24 protein-coding genes are annotated in these 26,275 nt (G+C 69.4%); 12 read left to right on the top strand and 12 right to left on the bottom strand.

Going from position 1 to position 26,275, the window contains the following annotated elements; genetic code table 11:
- Window positions 1-230: 230 nt before the first annotated feature.
- On the bottom strand, window positions 231-1,397 hold the full coding sequence (locus ABD333_RS44345) for an FAD-dependent oxidoreductase (protein WP_344548883.1): 1,167 nt from the start codon (window positions 1,395-1,397) through the stop codon (window positions 231-233).
- 52 nt (window positions 1,398-1,449) lie between these two features.
- Here ABD333_RS44345 and ABD333_RS44340 point away from each other — a divergent pair, with 52 nt between their 5' ends.
- The 5 genes from ABD333_RS44340 to ABD333_RS44320 all read left to right on the top strand — a co-directional run bounded on the left by ABD333_RS44340 (window position 1,450) and on the right by ABD333_RS44320 (window position 8,012).
- Window positions 1,450-2,010, top strand: a complete 561-nt coding sequence (locus ABD333_RS44340) for a TetR-like C-terminal domain-containing protein (RefSeq protein ID WP_344548881.1) — start codon at window positions 1,450-1,452, stop codon at window positions 2,008-2,010.
- A 237-nt stretch (window positions 2,011-2,247) separates the two neighbouring features.
- Window positions 2,248-4,077: a class I SAM-dependent methyltransferase gene (locus ABD333_RS44335; RefSeq protein WP_344548879.1), complete on the top strand. Its 1,830-nt coding sequence runs from the start codon at window positions 2,248-2,250 to the stop codon at window positions 4,075-4,077.
- On the top strand, window positions 4,074-5,078 hold the full coding sequence (locus ABD333_RS44330) for an alpha/beta hydrolase (protein ID WP_344548877.1): 1,005 nt from the start codon (window positions 4,074-4,076) through the stop codon (window positions 5,076-5,078). The genes ABD333_RS44335 and ABD333_RS44330 overlap by 4 nt, the downstream gene beginning before the upstream one ends.
- Entirely contained in the window at window positions 5,075-6,832 is a 1,758-nt protein-coding gene (locus tag ABD333_RS44325; RefSeq protein WP_344548875.1) for a fatty acyl-AMP ligase, read from the top strand. The genes ABD333_RS44330 and ABD333_RS44325 overlap by 4 nt, the downstream gene beginning before the upstream one ends.
- Before the next feature lie 250 nt (window positions 6,833-7,082).
- A complete protein-coding gene (locus ABD333_RS44320) occupies window positions 7,083-8,012 on the top strand; it encodes a haloalkane dehalogenase (RefSeq protein ID WP_344548972.1) in 930 nt (309 codons plus the stop codon).
- 85 nt (window positions 8,013-8,097) lie between these two features.
- On the opposite strand, the gene ABD333_RS44315 is transcribed toward ABD333_RS44320, so the two are convergent.
- Window positions 8,098-8,718: a response regulator transcription factor gene (locus tag ABD333_RS44315; RefSeq protein WP_344548873.1), complete on the bottom strand. Its 621-nt coding sequence runs from the start codon at window positions 8,716-8,718 to the stop codon at window positions 8,098-8,100.
- A complete protein-coding gene (locus tag ABD333_RS44310; RefSeq protein ID WP_344548871.1) occupies window positions 8,715-10,004 on the bottom strand; it encodes a sensor histidine kinase in 1,290 nt (429 codons plus the stop codon). The genes ABD333_RS44315 and ABD333_RS44310 overlap by 4 nt, the downstream gene beginning before the upstream one ends.
- On the opposite strand from ABD333_RS44310, the gene ABD333_RS44305 reads away from it, so the two are divergent.
- From ABD333_RS44305 to ABD333_RS44295, 3 genes are all read left to right on the top strand, one after another.
- A complete protein-coding gene (locus ABD333_RS44305) occupies window positions 10,003-10,881 on the top strand; it encodes an SDR family NAD(P)-dependent oxidoreductase (RefSeq protein WP_344548869.1) in 879 nt (292 codons plus the stop codon). The two genes, ABD333_RS44310 and ABD333_RS44305, sit on opposite strands and share 2 nt — an antisense overlap.
- Window positions 10,882-11,006: 125 nt before the next feature.
- On the top strand, window positions 11,007-11,876 hold the full coding sequence (locus ABD333_RS44300; RefSeq protein ID WP_344548863.1) for a metalloregulator ArsR/SmtB family transcription factor: 870 nt from the start codon (window positions 11,007-11,009) through the stop codon (window positions 11,874-11,876).
- The gene (locus ABD333_RS44295) at window positions 11,864-12,442 is read left to right on the top strand and encodes a dihydrofolate reductase family protein (RefSeq protein ID WP_344548861.1); all 579 of its coding nucleotides are present in this window, start codon (window positions 11,864-11,866) and stop codon (window positions 12,440-12,442) included. Before ABD333_RS44300 ends, ABD333_RS44295 begins: the two co-directional genes overlap by 13 nt.
- 431 nt (window positions 12,443-12,873) lie before the next feature.
- Here the strand turns inward: ABD333_RS44295 and ABD333_RS44290 are convergent, their stop codons facing one another.
- Together ABD333_RS44290 and ABD333_RS44285 are read right to left on the bottom strand one after the other, a co-directional pair.
- Window positions 12,874-16,704: a nidogen-like domain-containing protein gene (locus ABD333_RS44290; RefSeq protein ID WP_344548859.1), complete on the bottom strand. Its 3,831-nt coding sequence runs from the start codon at window positions 16,702-16,704 to the stop codon at window positions 12,874-12,876.
- 294 nt (window positions 16,705-16,998) lie between these two features.
- Window positions 16,999-17,592, bottom strand: coding sequence for a TetR/AcrR family transcriptional regulator (locus ABD333_RS44285; RefSeq protein WP_344548857.1), 594 nt, complete (start codon window positions 17,590-17,592; stop codon window positions 16,999-17,001).
- An 81-nt stretch (window positions 17,593-17,673) separates the two neighbouring features.
- Between ABD333_RS44285 and ABD333_RS44280 the strand changes: the two genes are divergently transcribed.
- Both ABD333_RS44280 and ABD333_RS44275 read left to right on the top strand, forming a co-directional pair.
- Window positions 17,674-18,645: an LLM class oxidoreductase gene (locus ABD333_RS44280; RefSeq protein ID WP_344548855.1), complete on the top strand. Its 972-nt coding sequence runs from the start codon at window positions 17,674-17,676 to the stop codon at window positions 18,643-18,645.
- Window positions 18,642-19,127 carry a flavin reductase family protein gene (locus ABD333_RS44275; protein ID WP_344548853.1) on the top strand — a complete coding sequence of 162 codons (486 nt, stop codon included), beginning with the start codon at window positions 18,642-18,644 and terminating at the stop codon, window positions 19,125-19,127. The genes ABD333_RS44280 and ABD333_RS44275 overlap by 4 nt, the downstream gene beginning before the upstream one ends.
- 84 nt (window positions 19,128-19,211) lie before the next feature.
- Here ABD333_RS44275 and ABD333_RS44270 read toward each other — a convergent pair whose 3' ends face one another.
- From ABD333_RS44270 to ABD333_RS44260, 3 genes are read right to left on the bottom strand one after another with little or no spacing between them, the layout of a single operon-like run.
- Window positions 19,212-19,463, bottom strand: coding sequence for a hypothetical protein (locus tag ABD333_RS44270; RefSeq protein ID WP_344548851.1), 252 nt, complete (start codon window positions 19,461-19,463; stop codon window positions 19,212-19,214).
- Window positions 19,454-19,666 (bottom strand): hypothetical protein, encoded by a 213-nt coding sequence (locus ABD333_RS44265; RefSeq protein WP_344548850.1) that lies wholly within the window; start codon window positions 19,664-19,666, stop codon window positions 19,454-19,456. Before ABD333_RS44265 ends, ABD333_RS44270 begins: the two co-directional genes overlap by 10 nt.
- A gap of 30 nt (window positions 19,667-19,696) precedes the next feature.
- Window positions 19,697-20,839: a hypothetical protein gene (locus ABD333_RS44260; protein WP_344548849.1), complete on the bottom strand. Its 1,143-nt coding sequence runs from the start codon at window positions 20,837-20,839 to the stop codon at window positions 19,697-19,699.
- Window positions 20,840-21,161: 322 nt separating this feature from the next.
- Between ABD333_RS44260 and ABD333_RS44255 the strand changes: the two genes are divergently transcribed.
- The gene (locus ABD333_RS44255) at window positions 21,162-21,815 is read left to right on the top strand and encodes a hypothetical protein (RefSeq protein WP_344548846.1); all 654 of its coding nucleotides are present in this window, start codon (window positions 21,162-21,164) and stop codon (window positions 21,813-21,815) included.
- Window positions 21,816-22,208: 393 nt separating this feature from the next.
- Here the strand turns inward: ABD333_RS44255 and ABD333_RS44250 are convergent, their stop codons facing one another.
- From ABD333_RS44250 to ABD333_RS44235, 4 genes are all read right to left on the bottom strand, one after another.
- Entirely contained in the window at window positions 22,209-23,834 is a 1,626-nt protein-coding gene (locus tag ABD333_RS44250) for an aldehyde dehydrogenase family protein (RefSeq protein WP_344548844.1), read from the bottom strand.
- A 2-nt stretch (window positions 23,835-23,836) separates the two neighbouring features.
- Window positions 23,837-24,394: an EF-hand domain-containing protein gene (locus tag ABD333_RS44245; protein ID WP_344548842.1), complete on the bottom strand. Its 558-nt coding sequence runs from the start codon at window positions 24,392-24,394 to the stop codon at window positions 23,837-23,839.
- A gap of 137 nt (window positions 24,395-24,531) precedes the next feature.
- Window positions 24,532-25,014 carry a DUF3995 domain-containing protein gene (locus ABD333_RS44240; RefSeq protein WP_344548841.1) on the bottom strand — a complete coding sequence of 161 codons (483 nt, stop codon included), beginning with the start codon at window positions 25,012-25,014 and terminating at the stop codon, window positions 24,532-24,534.
- A 296-nt stretch (window positions 25,015-25,310) separates the two neighbouring features.
- The gene (locus ABD333_RS44235) at window positions 25,311-25,748 is read right to left on the bottom strand and encodes a hypothetical protein (protein ID WP_344548839.1); all 438 of its coding nucleotides are present in this window, start codon (window positions 25,746-25,748) and stop codon (window positions 25,311-25,313) included.
- On the opposite strand from ABD333_RS44235, the gene ABD333_RS47770 reads away from it, so the two are divergent.
- Window positions 25,680-26,249, top strand: a complete 570-nt coding sequence (locus tag ABD333_RS47770) for an effector-associated constant component EACC1 (RefSeq protein ID WP_425546968.1) — start codon at window positions 25,680-25,682, stop codon at window positions 26,247-26,249. The genes ABD333_RS44235 and ABD333_RS47770 overlap by 69 nt on opposite strands.
- Window positions 26,250-26,275: the final 26 nt, after the last annotated feature.

Genomic DNA, 26,275 nt, shown 5'->3' with positions numbered 1-26,275 from the left:
AGGGTCGTCACGCTCTGTGCGGGCGGTCGCCGGTCGAGCGCCCGCACGGCGAGGGCAGGTGATCGTTCGTCCCCGTGACGAAAGGCAGGGGCCTGAATACGAACGCGTGCGTCAACGGCGGTGGGCGCGGCGGCTTTTGCCCTGGGCTTTCAGCTGCGACTCCATGACCGGGCGGGTCGTCCGTCCCGGTGAACAGGCCGATGGCATCGGCGCCGTCATGGGCACCGTGCTCATTGAGTCTCGGCCCACGCGGAGCCGTTCGCCGGCGAGGTGCTGCCAGGGCGGTGCTGGAGCGATGACGACCAGCCTTCCTGCTGGAGGTAGCCGCTGCTCTTGCGGAGCCAGGACATGTAATTGCGGGTCGTGAACGCGTCGGTGAACAGGGCCATCAGCGGTCCTTGCCGCGCGGGCATTTCGCTGCCCGCCGCCCTGGCGACCCGCCTCACGATCTTGGTCCGGGCGCGCTCGTAGCCGCGCAGGTCGTCAATGGAGCGGGTCAGCGCCCAGGCGTCTTCCAGCGCCTGCGTGGAACCCATCGCCATCGCCGGTGGCATCGTGTGCGCCGCGTCCCCCATGAGCGTGGTGGGCCCGCGTCCCCAGACGGCGGGCACGCGGTGGATCTGATGGGGGTAGAAGGTGAGCGTCTCGGCGTCCTGAAGCAGCGTCGGGAATGGCTCGGGCCAGTGACCGAACCGCTCACGCAGCCGATCCGCCAGGCCGGGGGCGCCTTCCCAGAACGGGCTGCCCGGCTTGGCGCGCAGGTCGAACCACCACAACATCCGTCCGTGCCCGGCCGAGGCCATGCTGCCGAGTGCCCGCCCGTTGGAGACCATCATCGAGCGGCCGCTGTCGGTGAACTCGGTGGGCCGCGTGGTGAACGCCTGCCAGGTGACCCATCCGTTGAGCTCGCTCGGGTTCTCACCCCGCAACGTCCGCCCCACGATCGACTTGCGTCCGTCGGCGCCGATGAGAACGTCACCGCGCACGGTGCTCCCGTCGGTGAAGGTGATCTCCGCGCGGTCGGGGTCGACCGCGCGGACTTCACGGCCGTAGTGGACGTGCACGCCATCGGCGATGCGCTCGACGAGCTCGCGCCGCGCGATGTGCAGGGAGGGATTGCCGCCGAATCGGCGCTCGGCGGCGGTGAGGTCGATGTTGGCGAGCCGGCGGCCGCGCACCGACCGGTTCTCCATGGCCTCCAGGCGGCGGCCCGCGCCGTCGAGATCGACTCCGAACCCGCGCAGGATGCCGGTCGACGACGGCCAGATCGAGATCGAGCCGCCCTCGGTGCGCAGCTGTGGCGCCGCCTCGTACACCTCGACCTGGTGCCCGGCCGCGGTCAGTCCACGCGCGGCGGTCAATCCGGCGACACCGGCGCCGACGATGAGTACTCTCATGTCACACTCATTTCTGAGACCAGCAGTTTCTGATACCTGGAGTATCACAATTATGGCGCGCGGACGCAAGCCCGATCCCGACGTGGATGCACGCATCAGGCAGGCCGCGGTGACCTTGCTGGCGAGCAAGGGGACGCGGTTCACCATGGACGAGGTGGCGGCGGCCGCCGGGGTGGGCAGGGCCAGCATCTTCCGCCGCTACTCCACCAAGCGCGACGTGCTGCTCGACGCGCTCGCCTTGGCCCTGGACGCCCAGGTGCCGCAGACTCCCGACACCGGCTCACTGGAGGGCGACCTGACCGTGATCGTCAACCAGACGCTCGCCGGCTGGCACTCACCGGGCCTCGCCCGCACGACCAAAGAGATCTTCGGCGAGGCGGGCCGGGACCCAGCGGTCGCCGAAGTCATCCGCACCGCCATGCGAGACAAGCGCAAGCGCGACTGGGCGATCTTCGACCGCGCCATCGCCCGGGGCGAGATGCCCGCCGACACCGACCCGTGGCTGCTCGCCGACATGCTCGTCGGCCTGGTCGTCTACCGCGGCCTCATCGACCTACCGCAACCGGAGCCACAACAGATCGTCCAGGCCCTCCTTCACGGCTTCACCCCCTGACCGTCACCACAACAGGGAGCAGTTCCTCTACCTGCACACCCGGCCAAGCTGACCCGCCGGGGCGCTCACTTCTGTGAGTGTCCGAGGTGACGAACTTGTAGTGCGCGACCCTATGTGTGGCGCACTGTATGACACAGACTCTCTCCAGGTTTCTGCCGAATGAAGCGGAAGAGAGTCATTTCGTGTCACAACTCGGGCGGAGTCGGAGTCGGGGCCTCGGTGGCGGGGAGCGCTGAGGTGGCCGTCGCCCTCGTCGTGCTCGTCGCGGTCTGCATGACCGCCAACGCGCTCCGGCTGCGGGCCCGATTGCGCGCACTGCTCCCGCTACCGGCACACGTGGCGCCGATGGACCCGGATCAGGATTACGTGCTGCTCACCGCCCGGGACGTTCACGTGCCTCCGCATGTGGCGCGGGCAGCCGAACGCCATGCGCGGGAGAACGGGCTGGGGCTCGTTGATCTCTTGCCGCGAGACCTGCCCGTGGACGACGTTCTCGATCTGGTCCGCCATACCGATGTCGAGTCCTATCGCGCGGACACGTTCGGCATGGGACGGGGCGCGTGCCACGCGGTACTCGCCCGCCGCGACGCCGTCTCCGCCGCGGGCATCGGCGAGGTCAGCGGGCTCGACCCGGACGAACTCGGCGCGGCCACGGCCCGGCTCAGGCTCTACACGGGCTCGGCCGACATCGTCGTCGCGCGGATCGAAGGCCATGATCAGATCGCGTTCCGGCGTGCCCGGATGCGGGCGCTCGCGCTGGTGATCCCGCAGACGCTGGCCCTCCCCCAGACACTGCTGGCCATGGCGGCGGGATATCTCCTGGTCGTCGGGAGCGTGGCCCTGGCCCCGGTCATGGGCGCGCTGCTAGCCGTCTGGTACTGCGCCGTACCGTGGCTGGTCTTCGCGGGCACGCCCGTACGGCCCGGCAACCTGCGCCGCGTGTGCCTGCTGCGGCCGATCCACGTACCGGTATCGCTCGTCCGGACGCTCACCGCCCCCAGGACGCGCTGGGAACGAGACCTCCTGGCCCGCCGGGAGGAGGCCCGCACCTGGTATCGCGCCGAGATCGAACGCGGTGTCGGCCGGTTCGTCGGGCCGCGCGCCGAGGAGTGCCCGTGGTGCGGCTCGCGCCGGTTGCGCAAGCACGTCACCGCCCGGGACATCCTCCAGGGCAAGCCAGGGCGTTTCACGTTGGAGCGTTGCGGTGACTGCGGGCATGTGTTCCAGAACCCGCGCGTCACCGCCGAAGGGCTGGCGTTCTACTACAAGGACGTCTACGACGGGCTCGGCGACGTCCTGGCCGAACGGATCTTCAGCTCCAACACGTCCTGGTACCTCGCCCGTGCCGCCATGGTGAGCCGAGCGACGCGGCGACCGCGTTCGTGGCTGGACGTCGGCACCGGCAAGGGGCACTTCTGCCGCGCGGCGCGCACCGTTCTCCCCGGGACGCGGTTCGACGGCCTCGACTTCGGGGCCGCGGTCGAGGAGGGCGGGCGGCGCGGCTGGGTCGATCACGCCTACCGGGGCGAGTTCCTCGTGCTCGCTCCCGACCTGGCCGGACGCTACGACGTGATCAGCATGCACCACTACCTGGAGCACACGAACGATCCGCTCGCCGAACTCGACGCCGCCGCCAAGGTGCTGCCGCCCGGCGGGCACCTGCTGATCGAACTGCCCGACCCCGAGTCGTGGTTCGGCGGGGTGCTGCGCGGCTTCTGGGTGCCGTGGCTCGCTCCGCAACACCTGCACATGATCCCGCTCGGCAACCTGCGGAACGCGCTGGAGCAGCGGGGACTTGAGGTCGTCGCGGAGGAACGGCGGGAAGCCGACCAGGGGCCCGACTTCGTCGCGTCCGCCGCGGCCGTCGTCAACCGGCTCGGCCTGGACGTGGATCGCCCCTGGTGGCCCCGCGTTCCCGGCGTACGCGAGTACGCGGGCGTCCTCGGCACGATCGCCCTCGCCGCGCCGCTCATGGGAGCGGCGGTCCTGCTCGACCTGCTGACCGTCCCGATCGCCCGGAGGAACAGCAACGCCTACCGGGTCCTGGCCAGAAAGAACCTCGGATGAGACACCTCGTCGCGGCCTGCGCCCTCTTCCTTTCCGTCCTCACCGCCGTACCGTCGGCGGCTTCAGCGCCGGTGGCCGCCGCTTCGGTGGCCGCAGCACCAGTGGCCGCCGCTCCCTTGGTTACCGAGACCTGGCACGGCTCCCGCGTACTCGATCTGAGCTGGCATTCGGCGAACGTCGGCCAGGCGGTTCACGTCCGGTTGCTGCTGCCCAAGAACTGGCGGCGCTCCACGACCAGGACGTGGCCGGTGGTGTTCGCGCTACAGGGCGGGCGCGACGACTACACCTCCTGGACGCGTGAAACCGACATCGAAGGGCTCGCGGCGCGCTGGGACGTCATGGTCGTCATGCCGTCCGGCGGGGTCAACGGCAGTTACACCGACTGGTGGAACGACGGCAAGGGCGGCGTCCCGCGTTGGGAGACGTTCCACACCGTGGAGCTGGTGAGGGTGCTCCAGCGTTACCGCGCGGGCGACCGCCGGGCCGTCGTCGGCGCCTCGTCCGGTGGTCAGGGCGCGATGGCCTACGCCGCGCGCCATCCGGGGATGTTCCGCTTCGCCGCGTCCTTCAGCGGATCCAACCATCTGACCATGGACGGGATGCAGGTGTTCCTGGTCACGGTCAACCTGCTCGGCTTCGGCCTCGACGCCTTCCGCATCTTCGGCCTCCCCGGGCGGGACGACGCGAACTGGCGCGCGCACGACCCGTACCACCTGGCGCCGAAGCTGCGCGGCGTCGGCCTGTACGTCTCCAGCGGCACCACCGGGATGAACGGGCCGTACACCCCGCCGGGAGCCCAGTGGCGGCTGACCCAGCTCAGCGAGATCCTCATCGGCCGGATGAACCGCTCGTTCGTCGCGCGGCTGAAGCAGCTGAAGATCCCCGTCACCGCGCACATCTACGGCGACGGCTGGCACGCCTGGCCCGAATGGATTCCCGAGATGACCAGGGCCTGGCCGCTGATGATGATGGCGATCAACGCGAAGGGAACATCCGCATGACCGGAGGGCAGCCGCTGATCGAACGGCTCGGCGTCTGGGCCGGCCGGTACCCCGACGAGCTCGCCTACACCTTCGTCGACTACGCGACCGATCCGGCTGGCGAGGCCACGGACCTGACTTGGGCCGGCCTGGACATCCGCGCACGGGCGATGGCGGCCGCGCTGCGCCGCGCCACCGAGCCGGGTGAACGCGCGGCCATCTTGGCTCCGCAGTCTTTGGACTACCTGGTGGCCTTCTTCGGCTGCCTGTACGCACGCGTCGTCGGCGTCCCGCTGTTCTCGCCCGACTTGCCCGGGCATGCCGAACGCCTGATGGCCGTTCACCAGGACGCCGAACCGCGCACCGTCATCACGACGTCGGCGGCCCTGCCCGTCGTCGAGGCGTTCCTCGCCACCAACGACATCGTCCAGCCCAAAGAGATCCTCCTGGCCGACCGCCTCGACCTTGGCCTCGGTCTCGATTGGACGGCGGAGCCCACCGGCCCCGACGACGTCGCCTACCTGCAGTACACCTCCGGCTCGACCAGGAGACCGACCGGAGTGATCATCACGCACGGCAACCTCACCGCCAACGCCGAACAGCTCCACACGGCCGGGCAGGCGAAGCCCCGGTCGTCCAGCGGCGTCAGCTGGCTACCGCTCTTCCATGACATGGGCCTGGTCTTCACCGCGGCCCTGCCGCTCGTCCACGCCAACCCGTGCGTGCTGATGGACCCGGTCGCGTTCATCATGCGACCGCTGCGCTGGCTGGAACTGCTTAGCAAGGGCAGGGACGTCTACTCGGCAGGACCCAACTTCGCCTACGAATACCTCACCGCGAACGTCACGGCCGAAGAGAAACAACGGCTCGACCTGACCGGCGTACGGATGCTGCTCAACGGCGCGGAGCCGATCCGGGCGTCCACCCTCGACGGCTTCCGCGACGCGTTCGCCGAATGCGGACTGCGGCCCGAAGCCCTGTCACCGGGGTACGGCCTGGCCGAAGCGACCGTGTACGTCACGGCCTCCTCCCCCGACCGCCTGCCCACCGCGAGGTCGTTCGATCCGGAAGCCTTGACCCATGGCCGGGCAGAACCCTGCGACTCGCCCGGAACCGTCCTGGTGTCGTGCGGCGCGCCCACCGGTCAGGACATCACCGTCGTGGACCCCGACACCGCGCGCCCGCTCCCCGACGACGTCATCGGCGAGCTCTGGGTCCACGGCCCGAACGTCGCCCCCGGCTACTGGAACCGGCCCGCGGAATCGGCCGAGACGTTCCACGCCACCCTCGCCGAGGCGCCGCCCGGGCTGCCCACCGGCCGCTGGCTGCGGACCGGCGACCTGGGCTTCCGCCACGACGGCGAGATCCACGTCACCGGCCGCATCAAGGACCTCGTGATCGTCGACGGCCGTAACCACTATCCCCAGGACCTCGAACACACGGTCGCCGCCGCGCACCCTGCCGTCCGAGACGGCTACGTCGCCGCGTTCGCCGTGCAGGACGGCGACACGGGTGAGGCCCTCGTCGTGGTCGCCGAACGCAACCGGCGCATCCCGATCGCGCGCCTGAACCCGTCCGAGGTCGCCCAGGCGGTCCGCGCGGCCCTGCACCGTCACCACCAGGTGGCCCTCCACGACTTCGTGCTCATCGAACACGGAACGCTCCCGCGCACCACAAGCGGCAAGCTGAGCCGTGCCGCCACCCGAGCCGCCTACACATCCGCAACCCTGACCAGACCAACCATGCCCTTGCAGGCCGACGACGTCGACGCCTAGCCCATGAAGCTCTGGCCGCAGTACGCGACCGCAGGCTTATACATCCCTGGTTGTAGGACCATCGTCAACTCCGGGCGGACGACCCGTCCCTATGCCGGTACCTACGCTGACGCCTGTTGGCCAACGAAAGGACCTGGCGTCTATGAATTCGTCCCAGCTGACTCGCCGCCGCATTCTCGGCGCCGGACTCACCATGGCAGGCGGTCTCGTCGTATCGACCGGGACGGCCGGCGCCAGCTCCCCGGGACGGATGCGAGTCTTGCGCACCCCCGAGCGGCGCTTCAGCGACTTGGAGGACTACGGCTTCCGGCCGCGCTATCTGAGCGTTCGAGCGGGAGATGGTGCCGGCTCGCGGTTGCGGCTGCACTACCTGGACGTACGGCCCAGATCTGGCCGGTGGTCGGGCGAGACCGTTCTGCTGTTGCACGGCGAGCCCGCCTGGAGCTATTCGTGGCGGCAGGTGATTCCGCGACTCGTGGCCGCGGGTCACCGCTGTGTGGCTCCCGACCTCATCGGCTTCGGGCGTTCGGACAAGCCAGCGGCGCGGTCCGACTACACCTATCAGCGTCATCTCGACTGGCTACGCGAAGCCGTCTTTGGCCGCCTCGGCCTACGCGACGTGACGATGGCGTGCCACGACTGGGGCGGCCTGCTCGGGCTGCGACTGCTCGCGGAGCATCCCCGGCGGTTCCGCCGGGTGGTGGCGTCCAACACCTTCCTCGCCACCGGTGACCAGGACCTCGGCGAGGCCTTCCGCCGCTGGCGGGAGTACAGCCAGACGGTCGAACGGTTCGAGGTCGGGGCGATCATCGCCTCCCAGACCGTCTCCGGACTGTCCCCGGGGGCCAGGGCGGCCTACGACGCCCCGTTCCCCGACGAGTCGTACAAGAGCGGCGCCCGGCACTTCCCGATGCTGGTGCCGAGCACACCGGACGACCCTGCCGCCGAGCCGAACCGCCGAGCCTGGCGCGTGCTGGAGACCTTGCCGACCCCATTCCTGTGCGCCTTCAGCGACCACGACCCCGGGATCGCCGGTGGCGCGCCGGCGCTGATCGACCGCATCCCCGGCGCCGCCGGGCAGCCGCACACCGTGATCAAAGACGCCGGCCACTTCCTCCAGGACGACAAGGCGTCCGAGCTGGCCGCCACGGTCAACGACTTCATCTCCAGGACCGGCTAATCCTGGCGGTGCCCTCTCATACGTTCCTCCACGACCGGCCCGAGCATGTCCATCAGCATCTTCGAGGTTGCGGCGAGGGCTGTGATCAACCCAGGCGGGTGGCCAGAACGGCGAGGCCGGTGCGGTTGGGGGCGCCGGTCTTGGCGAGCAAGGCGGCGACGTGAACCTTGATCGTGGTCAGGCCGAGATCGAGCCGGTCGGCGATCTGCTGGTTGGACAGCCCTTCGGCCAGGAGCGCCAGGACCTGGCGTTCGCGGGCGCTGAGCGTGACCGGCACCGGGTGGTGCGCCCGGACGGCGTGGGTGACCAGCCGGGTGAGGACCGGCTGGCTGAACGGGGTCTGGCCGGAGTGGACGCGGCGGATGGCGTCCAGGAGCTCGGCGGGCTCGGCCGCCTTGAGGAGGAAGCCGTGGACCCCGGCGGCGAGCGCCGGGTAGAGATGGTCGTCGTCGCCGAACGTGGTGAGGGCCAGGATGCGGGTGGCCGGGTGGTCGGCGGTGATGCGCGAGGTCGCCTCCGTGCCGTCCATGACCGGCATGCGCAGGTCCATGAGGACGACGTCGGGGAGCAGTTCCGCGGTCAGCCGCACCGCCTGTTCACCGGTGGACGCCTCGCCCACCACCGTCATCCCCGTATCCGAGTCGCACAGCATGCGCAGGCCGGTGCGGACGAGATGCTGGTCGTCGGCGAGGACGATCCGGATCACGGCGATGGCTCCGGCAGCGGCAGACTGGCGGTCAAGCGCCATCCAGAACCCTCCGGGCCTGCCCCTAGGCGCCCGCCCAGAATCTCCAAGCGCTCCCGCATGCCGTCAAGGCCCATACCGGCTCCTTGCGCCGCGTCCAGGCTGGGGCCGTCCGCCTTGCCGCCGTCGTCGGTGAGTTGCAGATGGAGCAGGCGGTCAACGGCTTCGATCGTCAGCTTGACCGCGGCCGTCGGTCCCGCGTGCCTCGCCACGTTGGCAAGACCCTCTTGGACGAAGCGGAGGACGGCAACGCCGCGTACTGTGTCCAGCCGCTGCAGGTCGGGAGTGATGGACGCGTCTATCGTCAGGCCGATGCCCCGTCCGTGGCAGAGAACATCCTCCAGCGCGGCAGGCAGTGGTGCCGTGACGGCGGCTGCCGGTTCGCGCAGGACGGTGACGAGGTGGCTCAGGTCGTCCATGGCGGCTTTGCTGGTGCTGTGCAGGTCGTTCAAGATCTCGCTGACGCGCGGATCGGTGTCGGTAGGCAGAACGTGCCGGGCGACGCCGATGCGCAGCACCATCGACGACACGTGATGGGCGACCAGGTCATGCAGTTCCCGCGCGATCGCGGTGCGTTCCTGCTCGGCCGCCCGCACCCGCGACTGTGCGGCGACCGTACGCGCTGACCGTACGTACGCTCCCGCAAGCAGCGGCACCGCCAGGAACACCGACACCCGATACAGCGACGTGGCGTCGACCGGCTCGATGAGCCAGCCGACAGCGGCACCCAGCATGAAGAGCGCACCGCCAAGGGCCAACTGCACTCCTGGCCGCCGTACGCCGAGCTCGAACAACGCGATGCCCACGATCACCTTCACCGGCATCAGCACGCCCGGCGCTGCCAGCTCGGCCACCCCGAGCGCAACCGCCAAAGCGCACACTCCGCCCAGCGGCCACCGGGCCGCCAGGACGTACAGGCAGCACACAGCCAGGACCAAAGCCCACGCGACGGCGTCGCCGGGGCGGTGCACCAGCGCGAGATCCCCAGCGAGCAGCGTCCCGGTCAAGGCCAGCCTTACCCGGCCGTACCGGCGTGCGAGCAGGGTCTCCAGCCAGTTGGCGAACACTCCACGATCGTAGGGAGCCGGTGGCCGCCCATCCTCCTCCTCGTGGATGATCCAGCTCTGGCCGACTGGCCGCCCGCGAACGGGACCCTCGGCCGAGGCGCCGGCGTGCGCGTGCCGGTGAGATGAAGCCATGGAAAAGACACGAAGCGCCATGTCACGACGCGCGATGGTGGCGGGCATGGCAGGGACGGCCGCCACGGCCGCCGCCACCGTCGCCGCCGCCGGACCGGCGCAGGCCAAGCCGCGGCGGCGGTTCGAGGGCAAGGTCGTCCTCATCACCGGGGCGACCTCGGGCATCGGCCGGGCCACCGCCAAACTGTTCGCCGCCGAGGGGGCGAAGGTCGCGTTCTGCGGACGCAGGGAGAAGCTCGGGGCGGAGGTGGAACGCGAGATCCGCCGCGCGGGAGGCAAGGCCACCTACATCAAGGCCGACGTCCGGGTACCCGAACAGGTGAAGTCGTTCGTGGACCGGGTGGTGTCCACGTACGGGGCCCTGGACATCGCCTTCAACAACGCCGGCATCGGCGCCGGCAAGGTGCCGCACGAGCTCTCCGTCGCGGAGTGGGACGACGTGCACCACACCAACACCCGAGGGGTGTTCCTGTCCATCAAGTACGAGATCCCGCACATGCTCAAGGCCGGGCACGGCCTGATCATCTGCACCTCGTCGTCCACCGCCGAGGTCGTCCGTTCCACCTCGTCGGCCTACAGCTCCAGCAAGCGCGCGGTCGACGGCATCGTCCGGCCCGCCGCGCTGGCGTACGGCTCCAAGGGCATCCGGGTCAATTCGATCATGCCGGGCACCACCGACACCCCGTTCATTCGCATCCCGGGAATGTCGGATGCCGACTGGGAGCGGTTCAAGCGGGCCTACGCCCCCCTCAACATCGACGGCCTGCTCCGTATCGCCGAGCCGGAGGAGATCGCCAACGCCGTCGTCGCCCTGGCCGATCCCGCCTTCAGCTACATGACCGGCGCCGTCGTCCCGGTCAACGGCGGCAGCACCGCAGGAAGGGAAATGGACGTGCCGCCTGGATTCGGCCTCCCCGGCACCTGACCTCACCCCCCCACCTGGGGCGCGAACCCGAGGTGCGGCCTGGGCCGGCTGCGCCGGGTTGTCGGCCGATCCTAGGTGAAGATATTCGTTGACACGAATATTCTCTGTGTGGAATGCTTCCGCTCATGGACGCACCACTCCTGGCCGCATTGGCCGACCCGGCCCGCTGGCGGCTCCTGAGCCTGTTGGCCGAGCGTCCCCGTTCGGTCGGCGTCCTGGCGCAACTGGCCGGGGCGCGCCAGCCCCAGACGACCAAGCACTTGCAGACCCTTGAACGCGCGGGTGTCGTCACCTCCCAGCGGTCGGGTCAGCGCCGCATCTACGCGCTGCGGCCCGGCCCGCTGCGAGACCTGGCGGTCGCGCTGAACCAGCTCGCCGACATCGCGGAGCGGGCCGGTGGCCCCTACGAGACGTTCGACCGCTACGGGACCGATCTCGACGTCGAGCGGCGCGCCGCGCAGACGCACAGGTGGGCCGACGGCCGTACGTTCAGCTTCGTGCGGTCGCTGACGGCTCGCACCGAGCTGGTCTGGCGGCACCTGACCGAAGAGCCGTTGCTGACCCGCTGGTGGGCGCCCGAGGGGTTGCGCGTCTCCGAGCTCGTCTTCCAGCCGCGACCTGGCGGGCGGATCGTGCTGGCGTACCACGACGTCGAGGACACCGACGGCTCGGACCTGGTCGTCGGCCGCGCGGAAGGAGCCGTCGAGGAGCTGCGCCCGGTGGAGCGCCTGGCCTATCGACTGTCTCCGCTGCTTCCCGACGGCGGCCTGGCCTTCACCGCCCACATCACCTTCGACCTGCGGCCCACCGACACCGGCACGCGCCTGGACGCCCACTGGCGGCTCACCGACAGCACCGTCCAGTCCGCCGACTTCATCGCCGGCATCGAGATCGGCTTCGGCCAGAGCCTCGACAAGCTCGCGGCGGTCCTGGCCGCCGACGCCCACAACCCCGGCACGACACCTGACACAAGGAGCTTCTCGTGGGACGACTGATCATCAATGTCGCCATCACCGTCAACGGCGCTTTCCAGGCACCGGCGCCCGAGCCACAGGGATGGCTGGTCACCGATCCCGACAGCATGCAGGCCGGACTGGAGATGTGGCAGGCGGCCGACGCCATGGTGCTCGGACGCAGGACCTTCGAGGGTTTGTCCGCCGCTTGGCCCCAACTCGCGAACGTCCCCGGCTTCGAGGCGTACGCGGCCCGGATGAACGGCATGCCCAAGTACGTCGCGTCCCGGTCACTGACCGGACCACTGGAATGGAACGCCACCCTGCTCGACGGCGACCTCGCCACCAGCGTGAGCCGCCTCAAGGACGAACACGACGGCAACCTGATCGTTCCCGGCGCCGGCGAACTGGCTCGAAACCTCATCGCCCACGACCTCGTCGACGAGTTCTGGTTCAACCTCAGTCCCTACCTGTGGGCCACCGGACCACGGATCTTCGACGACATCGGCCCCGTCCGGCTGCAACTCGTCAACACCACCACCTTCCCCTCCGGCGTGGTCCGCCTCAGCTACCGACCCAGCCCAGCCGACACCCCCTCCACCAACTAACCCCCGCAGCCGCCCGCACCGCTAGTTGCACGACCTGCATACGGCTTCCGCGGCAGGAATGGCCACGCGAACGCGACGGGATGCGGCATCAGATGATCGCGGTGGCCGCAGCCATCCTCACAGGAGGGCCCAGACGGGCCCGCGTCTGCCCGATTCCGGTCTACGCAACTGGGATGGGCTGCTGGTTGCCGGGAGGGACCGGCGACGGCCGATGAGTTTCTCCATGATCCGCAGTCGTAGCTAACGTGCGCCGGAGGCCTCTTGGCCGCCGCCGTCGTGGTCACGCGCTTCTGACCCGGTTGGATGAGGCGCGCGGCGCCGCCGGTGCGCTGGATCGGCTGGTGGCGGCGGGTGTTCAGGTTTGGTTTCCACGAGATGACCTGGACACCCCCTCGCCTCATTTCCGCCGGCGATCCCTTGAGTTCACGCGTCTAGTTCCGGATCGGGAAGATGTGCAGTCCTGGTTGGTTGCTGTTGGTGGAGGTGCGGCTCAGGCCGTTGGGTGAGGTGTCGAGGAACGAGCCGGGGCGGCGGGAGCCGTTCACCTCGTGGAAGGTGCCCGGGTCGCCGGTGCCGTTGGAGTAGCCGACGCCGGCGGAGGTGCCGCCCAGTCCGTTGCCGCCGCCGCTGGCGTCACCGGTCTCCCACTTGAGCGCCTTGTACTGGAACACGATGTCGAAGGCGCCGGGCGCGACGTCCGCGCGGTCGACGATGTAGAGCTGGAACGAGTTGAGCTTGTCTGTGTTCTGGTTGTAGTAGCCGACCCGGTCGTAGTCGACACAGAACGCGCGGCGGCCCTCGACCGTCCCGTTGCCATAACGGACCGGCTGCGACCCGGTGGGCCGGGTGTCCACATCGGCCCACCAGGGGGCGATGATCGGTGAACGGGTCTGGTCGAAGGGTTTGGGCGTGTAGTCCGACATCGCGTCATCGAAGGTGACGTTGCCGTTGTTGTTCACCCAGAGCGAGGAGAACCGCCGGCCCTTGAAGTTGACCGCGAAGGGCAGGTCGACCTTGGGCGACAGCTCGTCGTCGCTCGGGGCCACCTTGTCGCCCTGGCAGCTGGTCTGGGCCTGCTGGGTGTCGGCGCGCAACGTGTACGCCCCGGTGTGGCCGCCGGTGTCGTGGACGCGCAGCTGGTAGCGGCCGGTCTCGCGCAGGCCGCTGACGCCGAGGGTGCCGCAGCCGGCGCCGCGGGTCCGGTCGATCGCCCGTCCCGATGGCGCGACCAGAGTGATCGAGAACGTGCCCGATCCGGGGCACGGGCCTGGCGTGGTGACCTTGAGGGTCTGCCCGGCTGTCAGGTCCACCTGGAACACGTCGGTCGCGTGCGCCTTGCCGAGCCTTCCCTGGACGTTCTGGCCCAAGGGGAGGGCGGTGGTGTCCTCCACCCGGCCGGTCAGGGCCGCCAGATCGACCGACAGGCGCAGCCGGTCGGCCACGACCCCGGCGCTGCCGGCGTGACCGCGGTCCCCGGTGAGCGCCACGTCCAGGATGCACTGCTGCAACGCGGCGCCCGGCGCCACGCCCAGTTCCCGGCAGATCCGCTCAGCGTCGGCCCGCGCCGCCGCGGGCAGGTCGGCCACCGAGGCCACCTTGGGCGGACGGACGGGCAGCGCGCCGTCCCGAGGGATCGCGGTGCGGAAGAACGACGCCTTCCCGGTGGCCTGCCAGCCGGCCCCGAACGAGCCGTACAGCTGCTGGAGGTTGAGGGGATCGGTGACCCGGGTGCCGTTGCGGGCGGTCAGGTCGTTGGACGGATTCCGATCGGCGTTGCCCAGCAGCCCGCGCACCCTGCCCCAGCGGCTCTGCGACAGCGTGATGAACGCGTTGTCGGCGATCCACCGTCCGGCGGCCAGCTCGGTGCCGTCCGCCCACCGCACCACCGCGCCGCGAACAGCGCTGAAGGTCAGCACCGCCCCGCCGGGCAGGGTCATGCGCATCCCCGGTTTGAGCGCGATCCGCTTGCCGTCCAGCGCCGCCACCTGAGGATCGAGCGGCTCGGACGTGGTGTCATCACCGAACGTGATCACCGACCTGCCGACCTTGGCCGCCACCCCGCGGTTGACCGATATCGTCGACGACCGTCCTGGGAGACGCACGTACCGGCCCTGTACGGCGAAGTCACCAGAGGCCGACTCGGCCAGCACATAGTCGCCGGCGCCTTGGAAGTCGACCGCACCGCCGTCGAAGGTGATGAAGTGCGGGTCACCATAGGAACCGCCGGTCCCAGGTGTGGAAGGACCCGGATCGGGCCGGGTGCCGCCATCGGAACCTCCACCGCCGGGGTTGCCGGGTATACCGCCCGGGGGTCGTTCGCATTTGTCGGGGGCGGCTTGGAGCGTCTGCGGAGCGCAGGGCTCACACGCGTCCCCCACCCCGTTGCCATTACGGTCGGCCTGACCGGGGTTGGGGATCGTCTTGCAGTTATCGATCTTGTAATCCGCGCCTCTCCATGGCTGCTCGTCCGGGACACCGTCCTTGTCGACATCGTTGTTGTACGCCTCGGAGACGTCGCGGAGGATCGCTTCAGGTTTGTCTGTTTTGAGCTTGTACATGACGGGCTTTGCCCACGTACCACCACCGGGGTGAGGCGTCTTCTCCAACCGGCTCAGCGGTATCGTGAAGTTCTTGACGAAATTGGATCCCATGTCGCCAGGGCAGAAATCGACACTGTCTTCCAGTGCCAGTTTCAAATATGCCTTCATGTCAACCCGCGTCAACGCGCCCTTCGCACTGACGTGGGGAATGAACTTGATTTCGCCCGTGAGGTCTCGGCGGTCGAGGAAGGTCCCCTGGCCGGGAAGATCGGTTTCGCCTACCCCGCCGGCGATATTGACAGGAAGGGTGAAGGAATCCTCGCCATAGCGGATGTTCACGTTTTGGCCGATTGGCGTGCCGTCGCCCATCCTGAAGTCGGAAAGCTGCTTCGTAGTTGGGTTGTCGGGGGGCGAGAGTTGCGGTCTCTGAGTTCCGCTGGCCACTCGAAACCCCACCAGAGCAAGGGCGTCCCCACGTGCTTGGACTGTTGCTCGGTCTGTGTCGAATCTTACGAGCGCGTCGGGGTTGGTGATATCTTCCCGCGCCGGCGTCGGCACTCCGGAGGTGAGGTACTTGCCCCACAAGTAAGCCGAGGTCTCACCGATCCCGGCCCACAAGGCCGGTAGCATGATGTCGCGCAAATACTCATGGGCCTTGGCGGCGTCGGCATTGTTTGCAAATGGCTCGCAGAATTTGCTCGGGCCACCCCACATGTTGGTCCAGTCCGGTGGTGGTTCGAAACGGACCTCCAGCCCGCGCAATGCGGTCAGCTGAAACTGCAGTTGCTTGCCCACCACGCGCGACTTCAACGGGATGACGGCGAGGCTGTCGGGGTCGAGGCCCACGAGGCGTGCATGGGCCGCCTGGAGCCCGACGAGCCCCGGGTCGACGGTCACCGTGATCGGTCGGGCGAAACGCAGCCCGTTGGGTGACAGGTCGAACAAGGGCAGCCCGAAGGCGTCCTTCGAACCAGTGATCAGCAATCGTGTCAGGTTCAGATCGGTCGTCTGGCGGACGGCACCCGCTGGTATCCGCACCTTCCAGCCGTTCCCGGAGAACGCCCCGCCCTGCGGGCCGACGCGCACCGGTTTGGTCAGCGGCTGCATCAGAATGCGGCCGATCTTGCCTTGACCGCGCCTGATCCGGGCGATGTCGGCTCCGCTGAGCCGGCCCGCCGAACGCGCGGAAACGGCGACGCCGCCCTCGGGGAGACCGGTGAGCGTGTAGCGGCCGCGCTGGTCGGTCTTCGCGGTACGGGAGCCGTACCGCACGGTGGCGCCGGCGATCGCCTTCCGCGTGCTGATATCGAAGACCTCTCCCGACACTCTCCCCTTGGGGCTTTTCAGTCGCTGCTGCACCGTGACTTTTCTGGAGATGGCCCGGCGGCCGTGATAGGCGGTCACCTTGAGCTTGTTACGCGCGTTCGGCCGCAACAACACCTCGGCGGCGTACCGGCCCTTCCGGTCGGCGGACAAGGTGACCGGCAGCACACCACCCCCGATCCGGATCGCACTCTTGGCGAACGTCCTCCCGCGCAGCAGCACACTGCCACGGTCGGTCCGGCGAGGCGCGACCACGGTGAGGCCACCCGTGCCGCCCTGGGTTTGTGCGGCCCCTTGAGTTTCGTTCGGCTGGGAAGCGGCCGGGGCGGCTACGGCGACATTCACCGACAGGCCGACCACCACCGCGACGACCGCAGCCAGAGGGGAGAACAAGCGCATCGATGCCTCCTGGGAGCCGAGCAACGAAAAGCCGTCACATCATGCACACGCAGCACTACAAAGGGCATCGGGGTAAATACGTACAACGGTGGCAGCATCGACCAGCGAAAGACCGCCTGGTCCAGGCGATCTTGGGCCCCTTGACTCCGGCGAGGGCTCGCGCGGAAGCGCCGACCAGATGGCCGCTCTGTGCCGTGTCGCCCAGGCTGAAACAGAGCACCGTCCGGAGTGCTTGGCGTTGGAGCGCAGCAGCACAGGACGGCGGACTCTCCGGCCGTGAGGCGGAGGGGTCCCTCAGTTGAGTGAGGACTGGACGAGCTGCGCGAGGTGAACGGCGGCGTCGTTGAGGGGAGTGTCGTCACCCGTGACGCGGCTCAGCAACTCCGCGCCTTCCAGGATCGCGATGACCGTCCCCGCCAGGGCCCGGGCCGTGGGCGAGGGCATGCCGCAGGTCTCCAGCTTGGCCGCGACCATGCCCTGCCAATGGGCCAGGGCCTCGATGGCGGCCTGCTGGATGCCGGGCACGCGGCCGACGGTCTCCAGCGCGGTGACGGCGACGGGGCAGCCGTCGGTCCAGTCGGATTCCCTGAGCGTGTCGGCCTGAAGAAGGGCGCAGGCGGCAACGGCCTTGGCGGCGTCGGGACTGGACGACAGGCCTCGCGCGAGTACCCGGCTGAACTCCTCCGCGCCGTACCGCATCGCCTCGATGGCGAGCTCCTGCTTGCCGCCGGGGAAGAAGTGGTAGACCGAGCTCACCGATGCTCCGGCCGCCTGGGCGATGGGCTTGACCGAAGCGCCCTCGTACCCCTGGCGCTGCAGCAGTGCCGCGGCGGCCTGGACGATGCGGTCACGGGTATCGCTCTCGGCGGGCGAGCGTTCGGCTCTCACGCCCCCATTCTACTGGTTGGAACGTTCGTTCTAATGTTGCTAGGCTCTGGATCGAACGTTCCAACCAGAATGGATGCACAGATGGCGAAGACATGGGCGGGGCACCCTGGGTACGGGCACATGTTCGCCCCCGGAAGGCTGACGGTGGGGCTGTTCCTGCCGCTGTGGCCGTACTCGGGCGACATGGCCGCTATGCACGGTCAGAGCGCTCTGGTGGAAGAGGCCGAGCGGCTCGGCTTCGCGGGAGCCTGGGTGCGGGACGTCCCCCTCGCAGATCCCGGCTTCGGCGACGTGGGCCAGGTGTACGACCCCTGGTCGGCGCTGACCTGGCTCGCGGCGCGCACCTCGCGGATCTCGCTCGCCGCCGGTAGCGTCATCTTCACGCTGCGCCACCCCATCGACCTGGCCAAGCAGGCGGCCTCCGTGGACCATCTCAGCGGCGGACGACTGGTGCTCGGCATCGCCTCGGGCGATCGTCCGGTGGAGTTCCCCGCCTACGGCGTCGACTTCGAAACGCGTGGCGCGCGGTACCGGGAGACGGTCGACGCGTTCCGAGGGCTACTGGAGCCGAAGCCGGGAGGAGGCGTGGACCTCCTTCCCAAACCGACGCATGGGCGCGTCCCGTTGCTGGTCACCGGGTCGTCGCAGCAGTCGCCCGAGTGGATCGCCGAGAACGCCGACGGCTGGCTCATCTACCCGGGTGCCACCGCGACCGCGGAAGGGCCCCGCGCTCTCGGCCAAAAGATCTCCAGGTGGCGTGGCCTGGTGCCCGGGCAGGAGTTCCGCCCGGTCGTCACCAACGAGTGGATCGACCTCACCGAGGACCCGGCGCACCCGCCCACGCCGCTGCGCGGAGGTTTCGTGCTGCGCACCGGCACGCAGGGGCTTCTCGAACTCCTGAACCGCTGGCAGGACGAGGGCGTCAACCATGCCGCCCTCGGAGTCCAGCACGGACGGCGCCCGGCGGCCGAAGTGGTGGCGCAACTCGGCGCGGAGGTCGTGCCCCACTTCCCGGCGCTGTCGGCCGCCCCGCCGCTGGAGCCCGCGTGGTGAGCGCCGACGAGTTCCGGGACGTCATGCGCCGCTGGGCGTCCGGCGTCGCCGTGATCACCATGCGAGGCCCCGACGGGCCCCACGGGATGACGGTCAACGCCCTGCTCTCGGTGTCACTGGACCCGCCCACCCTGCTGATCGTCCTCGCCCGGAACGGCCGCACCCGCGGCATCCTGGAGCGGACGGGCCGGTTCACGGTGAACATCCTGGCCGCCGGCCAACAGCCCCTCGCCGACCGTTTCACCAAGCGCCGCCAGCCGGGCGACGAGGAGTTCGCCGGGCTCGACTGGCACCCCTCCCCCGGCGGCGCGCCGGTACTGCAGGGCGTTCTCGCAGCCCTGGACTGCCTGGTGACCGAGCAGACACCCGTCGCCGATCACGTACTGCTCATCGCCACCGTGACGCACACCCACCTACCGTCCACCGAAGGAGCACCACTGGTCTACGCGGGCCGCCGCTACCACGACCTCCCGCAACAGTGACCGAGCCCCGCCTCCCTCTAGCGGTCGTCGCAACGTTGTCCACGCACTTTCTAGCGATGTGGGCGCGGCCCAAAGGGTGTTCGTTCATGTTTCCCTCCGGTCGCTGCCGAGCATGCGGTGAACGAGGTCGCGCCACGGCTCGAACGTGCCGGGCTGGACCCACATGCCGCGGACGGTGCCCGACGGCATCCGCACCCGCCACCAAGCGCCGCTCTCGTGGAAGAACGCGCCGACCGTGCCGCCGCTCTCGTGGTCGACGGCGATGAACGTCTGGCCGTCGTTGTTCACGTCGTACACGTCGATCTGCCAGCCCTCCGCGGCCTGCGTCACGCCCATGTGATCCCGCCCCTGGTCTTGTGCGCCCGGGCGACGACGTTCAGGTCGACGTAGGAGATGTCTCCGCGCAGCGACAGCGACCCATGCGGCTTGGAACTTTCCCTGACCGCGACAGTCTTGGCGATGCGCGGCCACTCCGTGCCGCCACGTCTCCGCCCGGCGCGGCCGGGCGGAGACGGAAGGCGGAGCGGCTGCGAGTCCATGGCCGCCCGCGATTGTCGGTCAGGGGAGCGTTACCGGTGTACTCCGGCCAGGCCCTGACAGAGGCCGCAACCACCGCTGGCATCCGACTCCCGGCCGGCCGCCCATACGGTGGTGGATCCCGGGACACGGCTCAGGCCTTCGACCAGGCCGGTGAGACCGTTGGGATTGACGGCCGTGGTCCAGGCTCCGTTGGTGTACTGGGCGAAGAAGCCCTGTGTCGAGGACGAGTAGGACATTCCAGCGGCCCAGACACCTCCTCGGCCGTCGGTCTCGACCGCGTCCAAGGTGGCCAGCGAGGCGCCGGCGGGGGCGGGCGGTGCGCCGACCATCTGCCATCCGGTGCCGTTCCAGCGAGCGACGGCGGGCTTCTGGGCGGGGTCGGGCTGGAGGCCTACCGCCCAGACCTCGGTGCTGGACACCGCCACCACGTCGCGTGGCTGGAATTCGGTGCCATCCCCGATCAGCATGCGTGACCACACGGAGCCGTTCCAGTGCCAGGCGACGGCACGCGGGGCGAACACGCTCTCCCGCTCCTCGCCGACCGCCCAGATATCGGTCGCCGAACGCGCCGAGATCGACGACACCGTGCCCGATGTCCCTTGGAAGGGCAGCACGAACCGCTGCCACCGCTGCCCGTCCCGGCGCTGCGCGGTCGGCCGGCGGGTGTACCCCGCGCCGACCTCGTCACCCACGGCCCAGAGGGTCGAGGCCGACACGACGGCGGCCCCCTTGAACGCCATGCTCTCCGCGGGGTCGTTCACGATCCCGTTGAACCTGCGCCAACGGGTCCCGTCCCACTTCAGCGTGGTGGGCCGTTCGGCCGCGGCGTCCGCGTCCCAGGTACTGCCCACTGCCCAGACGTTGTTGGGGCCGCGGGCGGTGACGCTGATGAGCGTGGACTGCTCGGCCGGGACACGGGTGTCGGTCTGCCAGCTCTGCCCGTTCCACCGCAACACCACGGGCGGGTGCCCCGAGTATCTGTTACCGACGGCGATGACGTCGTTCTGGGCAACGGCGACGGTGTCCCTGAGGTCGTAGCTTCGATCAAGCGCCGGAGTCGGCGTTCGTTGCCAGTCGGTCACCCCTGCCTCCGCCGGAGAGGCAAGGGTGAGGAGGAGCGCGGCGGCCGAGAGCGGCGCCGCCCAACGCCGGTCGATGAGGGATCGGGTCATCAGGGGTCTGTCCTTTTCTCGTTGGCGGACGATGCCTTGATCGTCAAGGACCGGCGCCACCGGCGACAGATCGCGCGAACCCCCGTAAGAACACCGTAAGAGCCTCCTGCCGCGGCGAAGACCGGGCCACATCGCCGGGCTGCCGAGTCGAGTCGTGCGATTGTGACGATCCTTCTCCGCTGCAGAGCCTTGTCTGCGGGCCGTGATGGGATATCGCGATGAGCGAACCCCCTCAGCTGGGAGGCGGCATCTACGACCCCGCCGATTCCGTACGCAGAACGTTCTTCAACGTGCCGGCGGTGTACGCCGAGCTCAAAGCCGGATGAGCTTCGGCAACTTCGCCCGCAAGGTGCGCGATCCCGCCTTGCCGTACCGGCGACGCGTATCGGCGCTTCGTTCCTGTGTGCAGCTCTACCGGCCGATCGGTTTCCACGCGACGCTGAGTTTCCTGCAAGCCAAGGCCGGGCCGTTCCACGCCGACGAAGCCGCCCTGCTGCGAGCCTTGGCCGTCCTGGAGGCCAGCCGCTCCGCCTGGCATGCCGAGCTGCGGGCCTACGCGGTCACCCGACGGCAGGCCAAGCAGCGAGGCGAGCGCAGCCCCCACCCCGGCGACGCCAACCCGTACACCCCGACGCTCTGGTACGGCGCGCGCCGGGAGGCAGCGCTGCACGCCGTGCGCTTCTGGCACCAGCGACGACTCGCCGCGCTCATCACCGACGACGGGCCCTCACAGGACCTGCGTGAATGCGTGCAGATGTGCCTTGATGCCAACGGCCACCTGACACCCGCCCAGCGTCAACTTCTGAGCCACTGCACCGATCAGCTCACGGCCCGTTTGCAGCCCGCACTGTGGGCTGACGATCGAGCGGCTTACTTCCGGACCCGCGACTTGCTGACGGTGGCCTGGCACCTTGAGGTGGCCACCCGTGATGAGCCACGTTCGCACCAGCTCGGCGCACCGATCAGTGAATCGTAGGACGCGTCCTCCGGAGTAGAGGTCAGCGTGAAGTCCTCGCAAGCGAGCCAGGACGTCGGGCTCATCGCGAAGATCAAGGCTGAGGGGCGAGAGGCCGCGTCGCCCTTCAAGGCCGTGTAGAGGATCGGACGCTCCTCACCACCGGCGCCGGTGTCCCGGCTCCTTCACCCGCGAAGCCCTCCAAGGGCTCCCCCGACCGCGAGATGGACGTCCTCGGTCGAAGCCACCGGGCCAGGCCTGGAAGCGGGCAGTGTCGCCTCGTTCGTGGATGGCAGGGATCAGTGATCGCATGCCCCTCAGCGGCAGTTTCGTCCTGGCTCTGGGGTCACGCCAGGTGGCGCTGGGCTTGGTGGCCACCGTGGGCGGCCATCTGAGGAGCGCTTTAACGGCTTGTCATGCGGTGACTATGGGCTGTCTGTTGTCCGTCACGGGGTCTTCGGTGACGGCGGCGGAATGGTCGAACACTGTGGTGTCTGGGACGCCGAGTGTTGTGCTGATGCCCTGGAGGTGGCTGGTGCGCAGCATCGGCAGGCTGGCCTCGCCGAGGGCTGCGCTGGTCTGTCCGGTGCCGCCGTCGACGGGCAGCGTGGGGACCGGGCCGATGTGGCTGTCGTTGATCTTCAACGTGCCGGCGTTGCGGACTTGGGTCACGAACGTGGCGATGACGGCGGGGTCGGTCGCCCACAGTGAGTTCCGGAGGCCGTGCCGGTTCTCGTTGAGGAAGGTGATCACGTCGTCGATACGGCCGCTGCCGGCGACCACGGTGGTCAGGAGCGGGAAGAACGTTTCGTCGCGTGCTGCCCGCAGCGACCGGGCGCTGCCCAGCCCGTCGACTCGGAGCAGGGCGGGCCGGATGAACGGGCCGCGTGCGCGGGGCTCGCCCCGGACGTCGACGAACTGGCCGCCGGTCACCAGGGTGGCCCCTGCCTTGAGTGCTTCGGTGACCACGTCGGTGAACTCCCCGCGGCGCACCACCGGACTGAGGATGACGTCGTCGCGTTCCGGACGTCCTATGGGGAGCCGGTCGATCTCGTGTCGCAGCCGTTCGATGACCTGGTCGGCGATCTGTGGATGCAGCACCGCCCGGTTGGGCGTCAGGCAGATCTGTCCCGAAGCGTAGAAGGCCTCCAGCAACGCCTGGACCGCTGGTTCCAGGGGCGCGTCCCGCCAGATGACGATGGTGTCGTTCGCCGACAGCTCCAGGATCGGCTTCTTGCCACGCCGGATACAGTCCGCTGCCAGGTCCAGGCCGCGGCTGGTGGGGCCGAAGTAGTAGATGTCGTCGATGTACGGGCTGGCCAGCCATTCCGGCATCGTTTCGCGGACCGGGGAACACACGGCGCTGAGGACGCCGCCGTGGCCGCCCAGCAGCGGAGCGAGCAGTTCGTGGCAGATGAACGCCGCGCTCAGCGGGCCGCTGGGCGGCAGGTCGACCACGACGGCGTTGCCGGCGGCCAAGGTCATCACCGCGGAGAACACCAGGGTCGCCGCGGCGGCGTTGCGGGCGGGCACCAGGCCGACCACGCCATCGGGTTTGCGGACCAGCTCGACACGGCGGCCGTTGACCGTCGTGCGGCGGCACAGCTGCGCGGCCGCATCGGCGGTGGTGCGTGGATGCACCGCCGCCAGCATCGTCGCGATCTCAAAGCGCGCGACCCGCACGGGGTGCCCTTCGGCAACGAGCAGTTCCAGCAATTCGGCCTGCCGTGCCTGAAGGGCCCGATGGACGGCGGTCACGAAGCCGAGCCGTTCGGTGGCCGGGGTGGCCGCCCACCCCGGTTGCGCGGCCCGGGCCGCGGCGATCGCCCGGTGCCGCTGGTCGGCGGTGCCCAGCGCGACCCTGCCGACCACGGCCGGGTGCGCCGCCGCCCCGGGCCCGGCCTCACCGGTGTCCAGGGCGGCCTTGAGCACGGCCATGTCGTACGGGGCCTCAAGCGCGTCACCGACGCGCACCCAGTGCACCCAGCCGGCCCCCTGCTCCTCGGCGCCGCCGATGAGCACGGGATAGCTGTGCCGCACGTTCACACCTTGCCGAACAGCCAGTTCCCCAGGGCATCGCCGTCTTCGTCGGGGTTGGTGTAGTAGTCGCGCATCGCGTCCAGCAACTCGGGGACGCTGAGCTCGCCGCTGCCGTCGGTATCGAGCTTGTCGAACGCCAGGTCCGTGTTCTCGACGGAGGTGCGCATCACCCGATGGAACTCCTTGAACTCCTGCCGGCTGACCGTTCCGTCGCCGTCGGTGTCCATCAGCGCGCACACTGCCTGGGCCATCGGCAGGAAGGCCCGATCGAAGCCGGAAGCGTCCTCGACGAACGCGCCGAGCATGCCCGTTCGGTACTCCTCCGGGGTGATGTGCCCGTTCCCGTCAGCATCGGCCGCCCTGCTCAGCTCCTCCCAGAACCGGGCCATCCCCGCGGCCATCGCGGTCGCCTTCGGCGAGGTCGGCGATTCGCCGAACTGGGCGACCAGCCGCGACCCGAGGCCAAGCAGGTCATCACGTTCGACCGTGCCGTTCCCGTCGACGTCGAGGTGCCCGAAGCAGACGTCGATCTTGCGAATCATCAGATCGGTGCTCGCCATGTGATCCTCCTGTGGACTGGCACTGCTCCTGCAAGGCCATCAACAGTATGCGTTCACCCGAGCACAATATGTAGCCAAAAGGGGATCGTTCAGCGAACCCTCACCGGACGACCGCGCCCACCAACGCAGGCGGACGGTTATGGCCTGGGCTCCTTGTTCTTGGCAACGTAGGCGGCGAGGGCGCCCAGGCTCAGGCAGAGCGGGGAGTACAGAGCCAGGTCCATGCGCGTGAACGTGGTGGACTCTCCCGCGAATCCCGAGGAGACCAGGCCCGCGCCGCCGCGGGTCAGGAGGACGCCCGCCACGGTGGCGGTGGCAAGGCGCCCCAGCCGGGTGGACAGCAGGCGCGGCGCCAGGCCCGCCTGAGCGGCGACGAGGTAGGTGGCCGCGCCGAGCGCCGTGGCCACGCTGGCCGTGGCGGCTGCGCTGGGGGCTTCGGTTTCGGGCACGCCGGCGATCGTTCGGGTGAAGTCGGCGACGTTGTCGAACGGCCAGGGGGAAAAGACCCAGACGACGTGCAGGGCCGCGGCGGCGCCGAGACCGAGCATGGCCGCGCTCCCGGCGACCTTGGTGCGACGGCCGCTGCGCAGGTACCGGTTGTCTTCAGAACTCAGGAGCATGCGCTTAGGTCCCCTTCGGGCTCGTTCCTGCGGATCTTCCAGACCCAAAGGTTCGCGTGGGCAGACTCCCCCGCACCTCCCCCGCAGGAGGGAACCCGTCCGTTGAGCAGTGGGCCGTTGGTCGCGCGCTCTTCCCCCGCACGGGGGAGCCAGCCACGCCTGGCCGGCTCGGGCAACGAGGTCGGGGCGGTCCTAAGAACGCCGCCCTCAGGCTCACGGCCCCTGCGGCGTGTCGCTGAGCCGAGCTGGCCGGGAGCCCTGTCAGATCCCGGCCAGCCGATGGATTCCCTATTGGGTCATCTCAGCCGCGGAGCACTTTGAAAAGCGCGGGGCCGCAGGCTGTCGAGCCGTCGGTCGGGGTCTGGGGTTTCCAGATCGTGAATCAGGCCGATCTCGGCGACGACGGTGTTGATCGAACGGGGTGACAGCCGTCCACCCGGCCGGTGTGTGCCGATGGAAGCGGCGGCCAGGAACAGCGCCTCGGAACGGTCTTCGGCACCGCCGGGACGTTCGTTTTCGAGGTAGTCAGCCAGGGCCACGACTCCGGCGCGGCGTAGCCCGGTGCCCAGGATGAGGTGCACCAGCGCCCGGACCTGCGGTGCGGGAAGCCGGAGGCCTTCGACCTTCTTGGCCGGGTCGCCGTAACGCAGCAGCCCGGGCGGCGCGTGCACGCTGATCCAGGAGAACAACGCGGACAGGTGTGCCAAGTGGTTGTTCACCGTGGCCGGCGCCATCGGTCCCATGCTGCCGTCCCGGGCGTCCGGAACTGGTCTGCGGGATTCCATTCCGCCAATCACAGCGCGCTGCTGCACTGGCTACGCACCGAACGTCGCCTGGCAGGCCTCGTCCGAGCCCGGCAACACCAACCGGGGCCCGAAGAACTCGGCGGGGCACTGGACGTGGTGATGGTCGCCGTCAGCTCCGGTGGGGTGGTCGCCGTACTGGCCCAGATGCTGCCGGCCTGGATCCGAAGTCGACGGCCCGCTGTGCGGTTCACCCTCACCACGCAGGCCGGAGACCGTTTGGAGTTGGAAGCTTCGGACGCGGCCGAGGCATCGCCCCTCATCGCGCAGTTCGCCGATGGCCTTGCTGTAGTACTCGGTGGTCCAGCAGTTGGTGAGCAGGGTCAGACCCGACGCTTGCTCGGCCTGGCCGACCAGGTGCGGGCGGACAATGGCGCCTTGCCAGGCGTAGTACACCTCGCGGCAGTGGCTCGCGTAAACCCGACGGAGTGACTCGCTGGTGTTGCTCCTCATCACTG

Origin of the sequence: Actinomadura fulvescens (genome assembly GCF_039533225.1) — a bacterium.
In the GTDB taxonomy this organism is placed as follows: domain Bacteria; phylum Actinomycetota; class Actinomycetes; order Streptosporangiales; family Streptosporangiaceae; genus Spirillospora; species Spirillospora fulvescens.
Note: the sequence above shows the minus strand (reverse complement) of the source record. Positions and strands in the feature narration are given on the sequence as shown.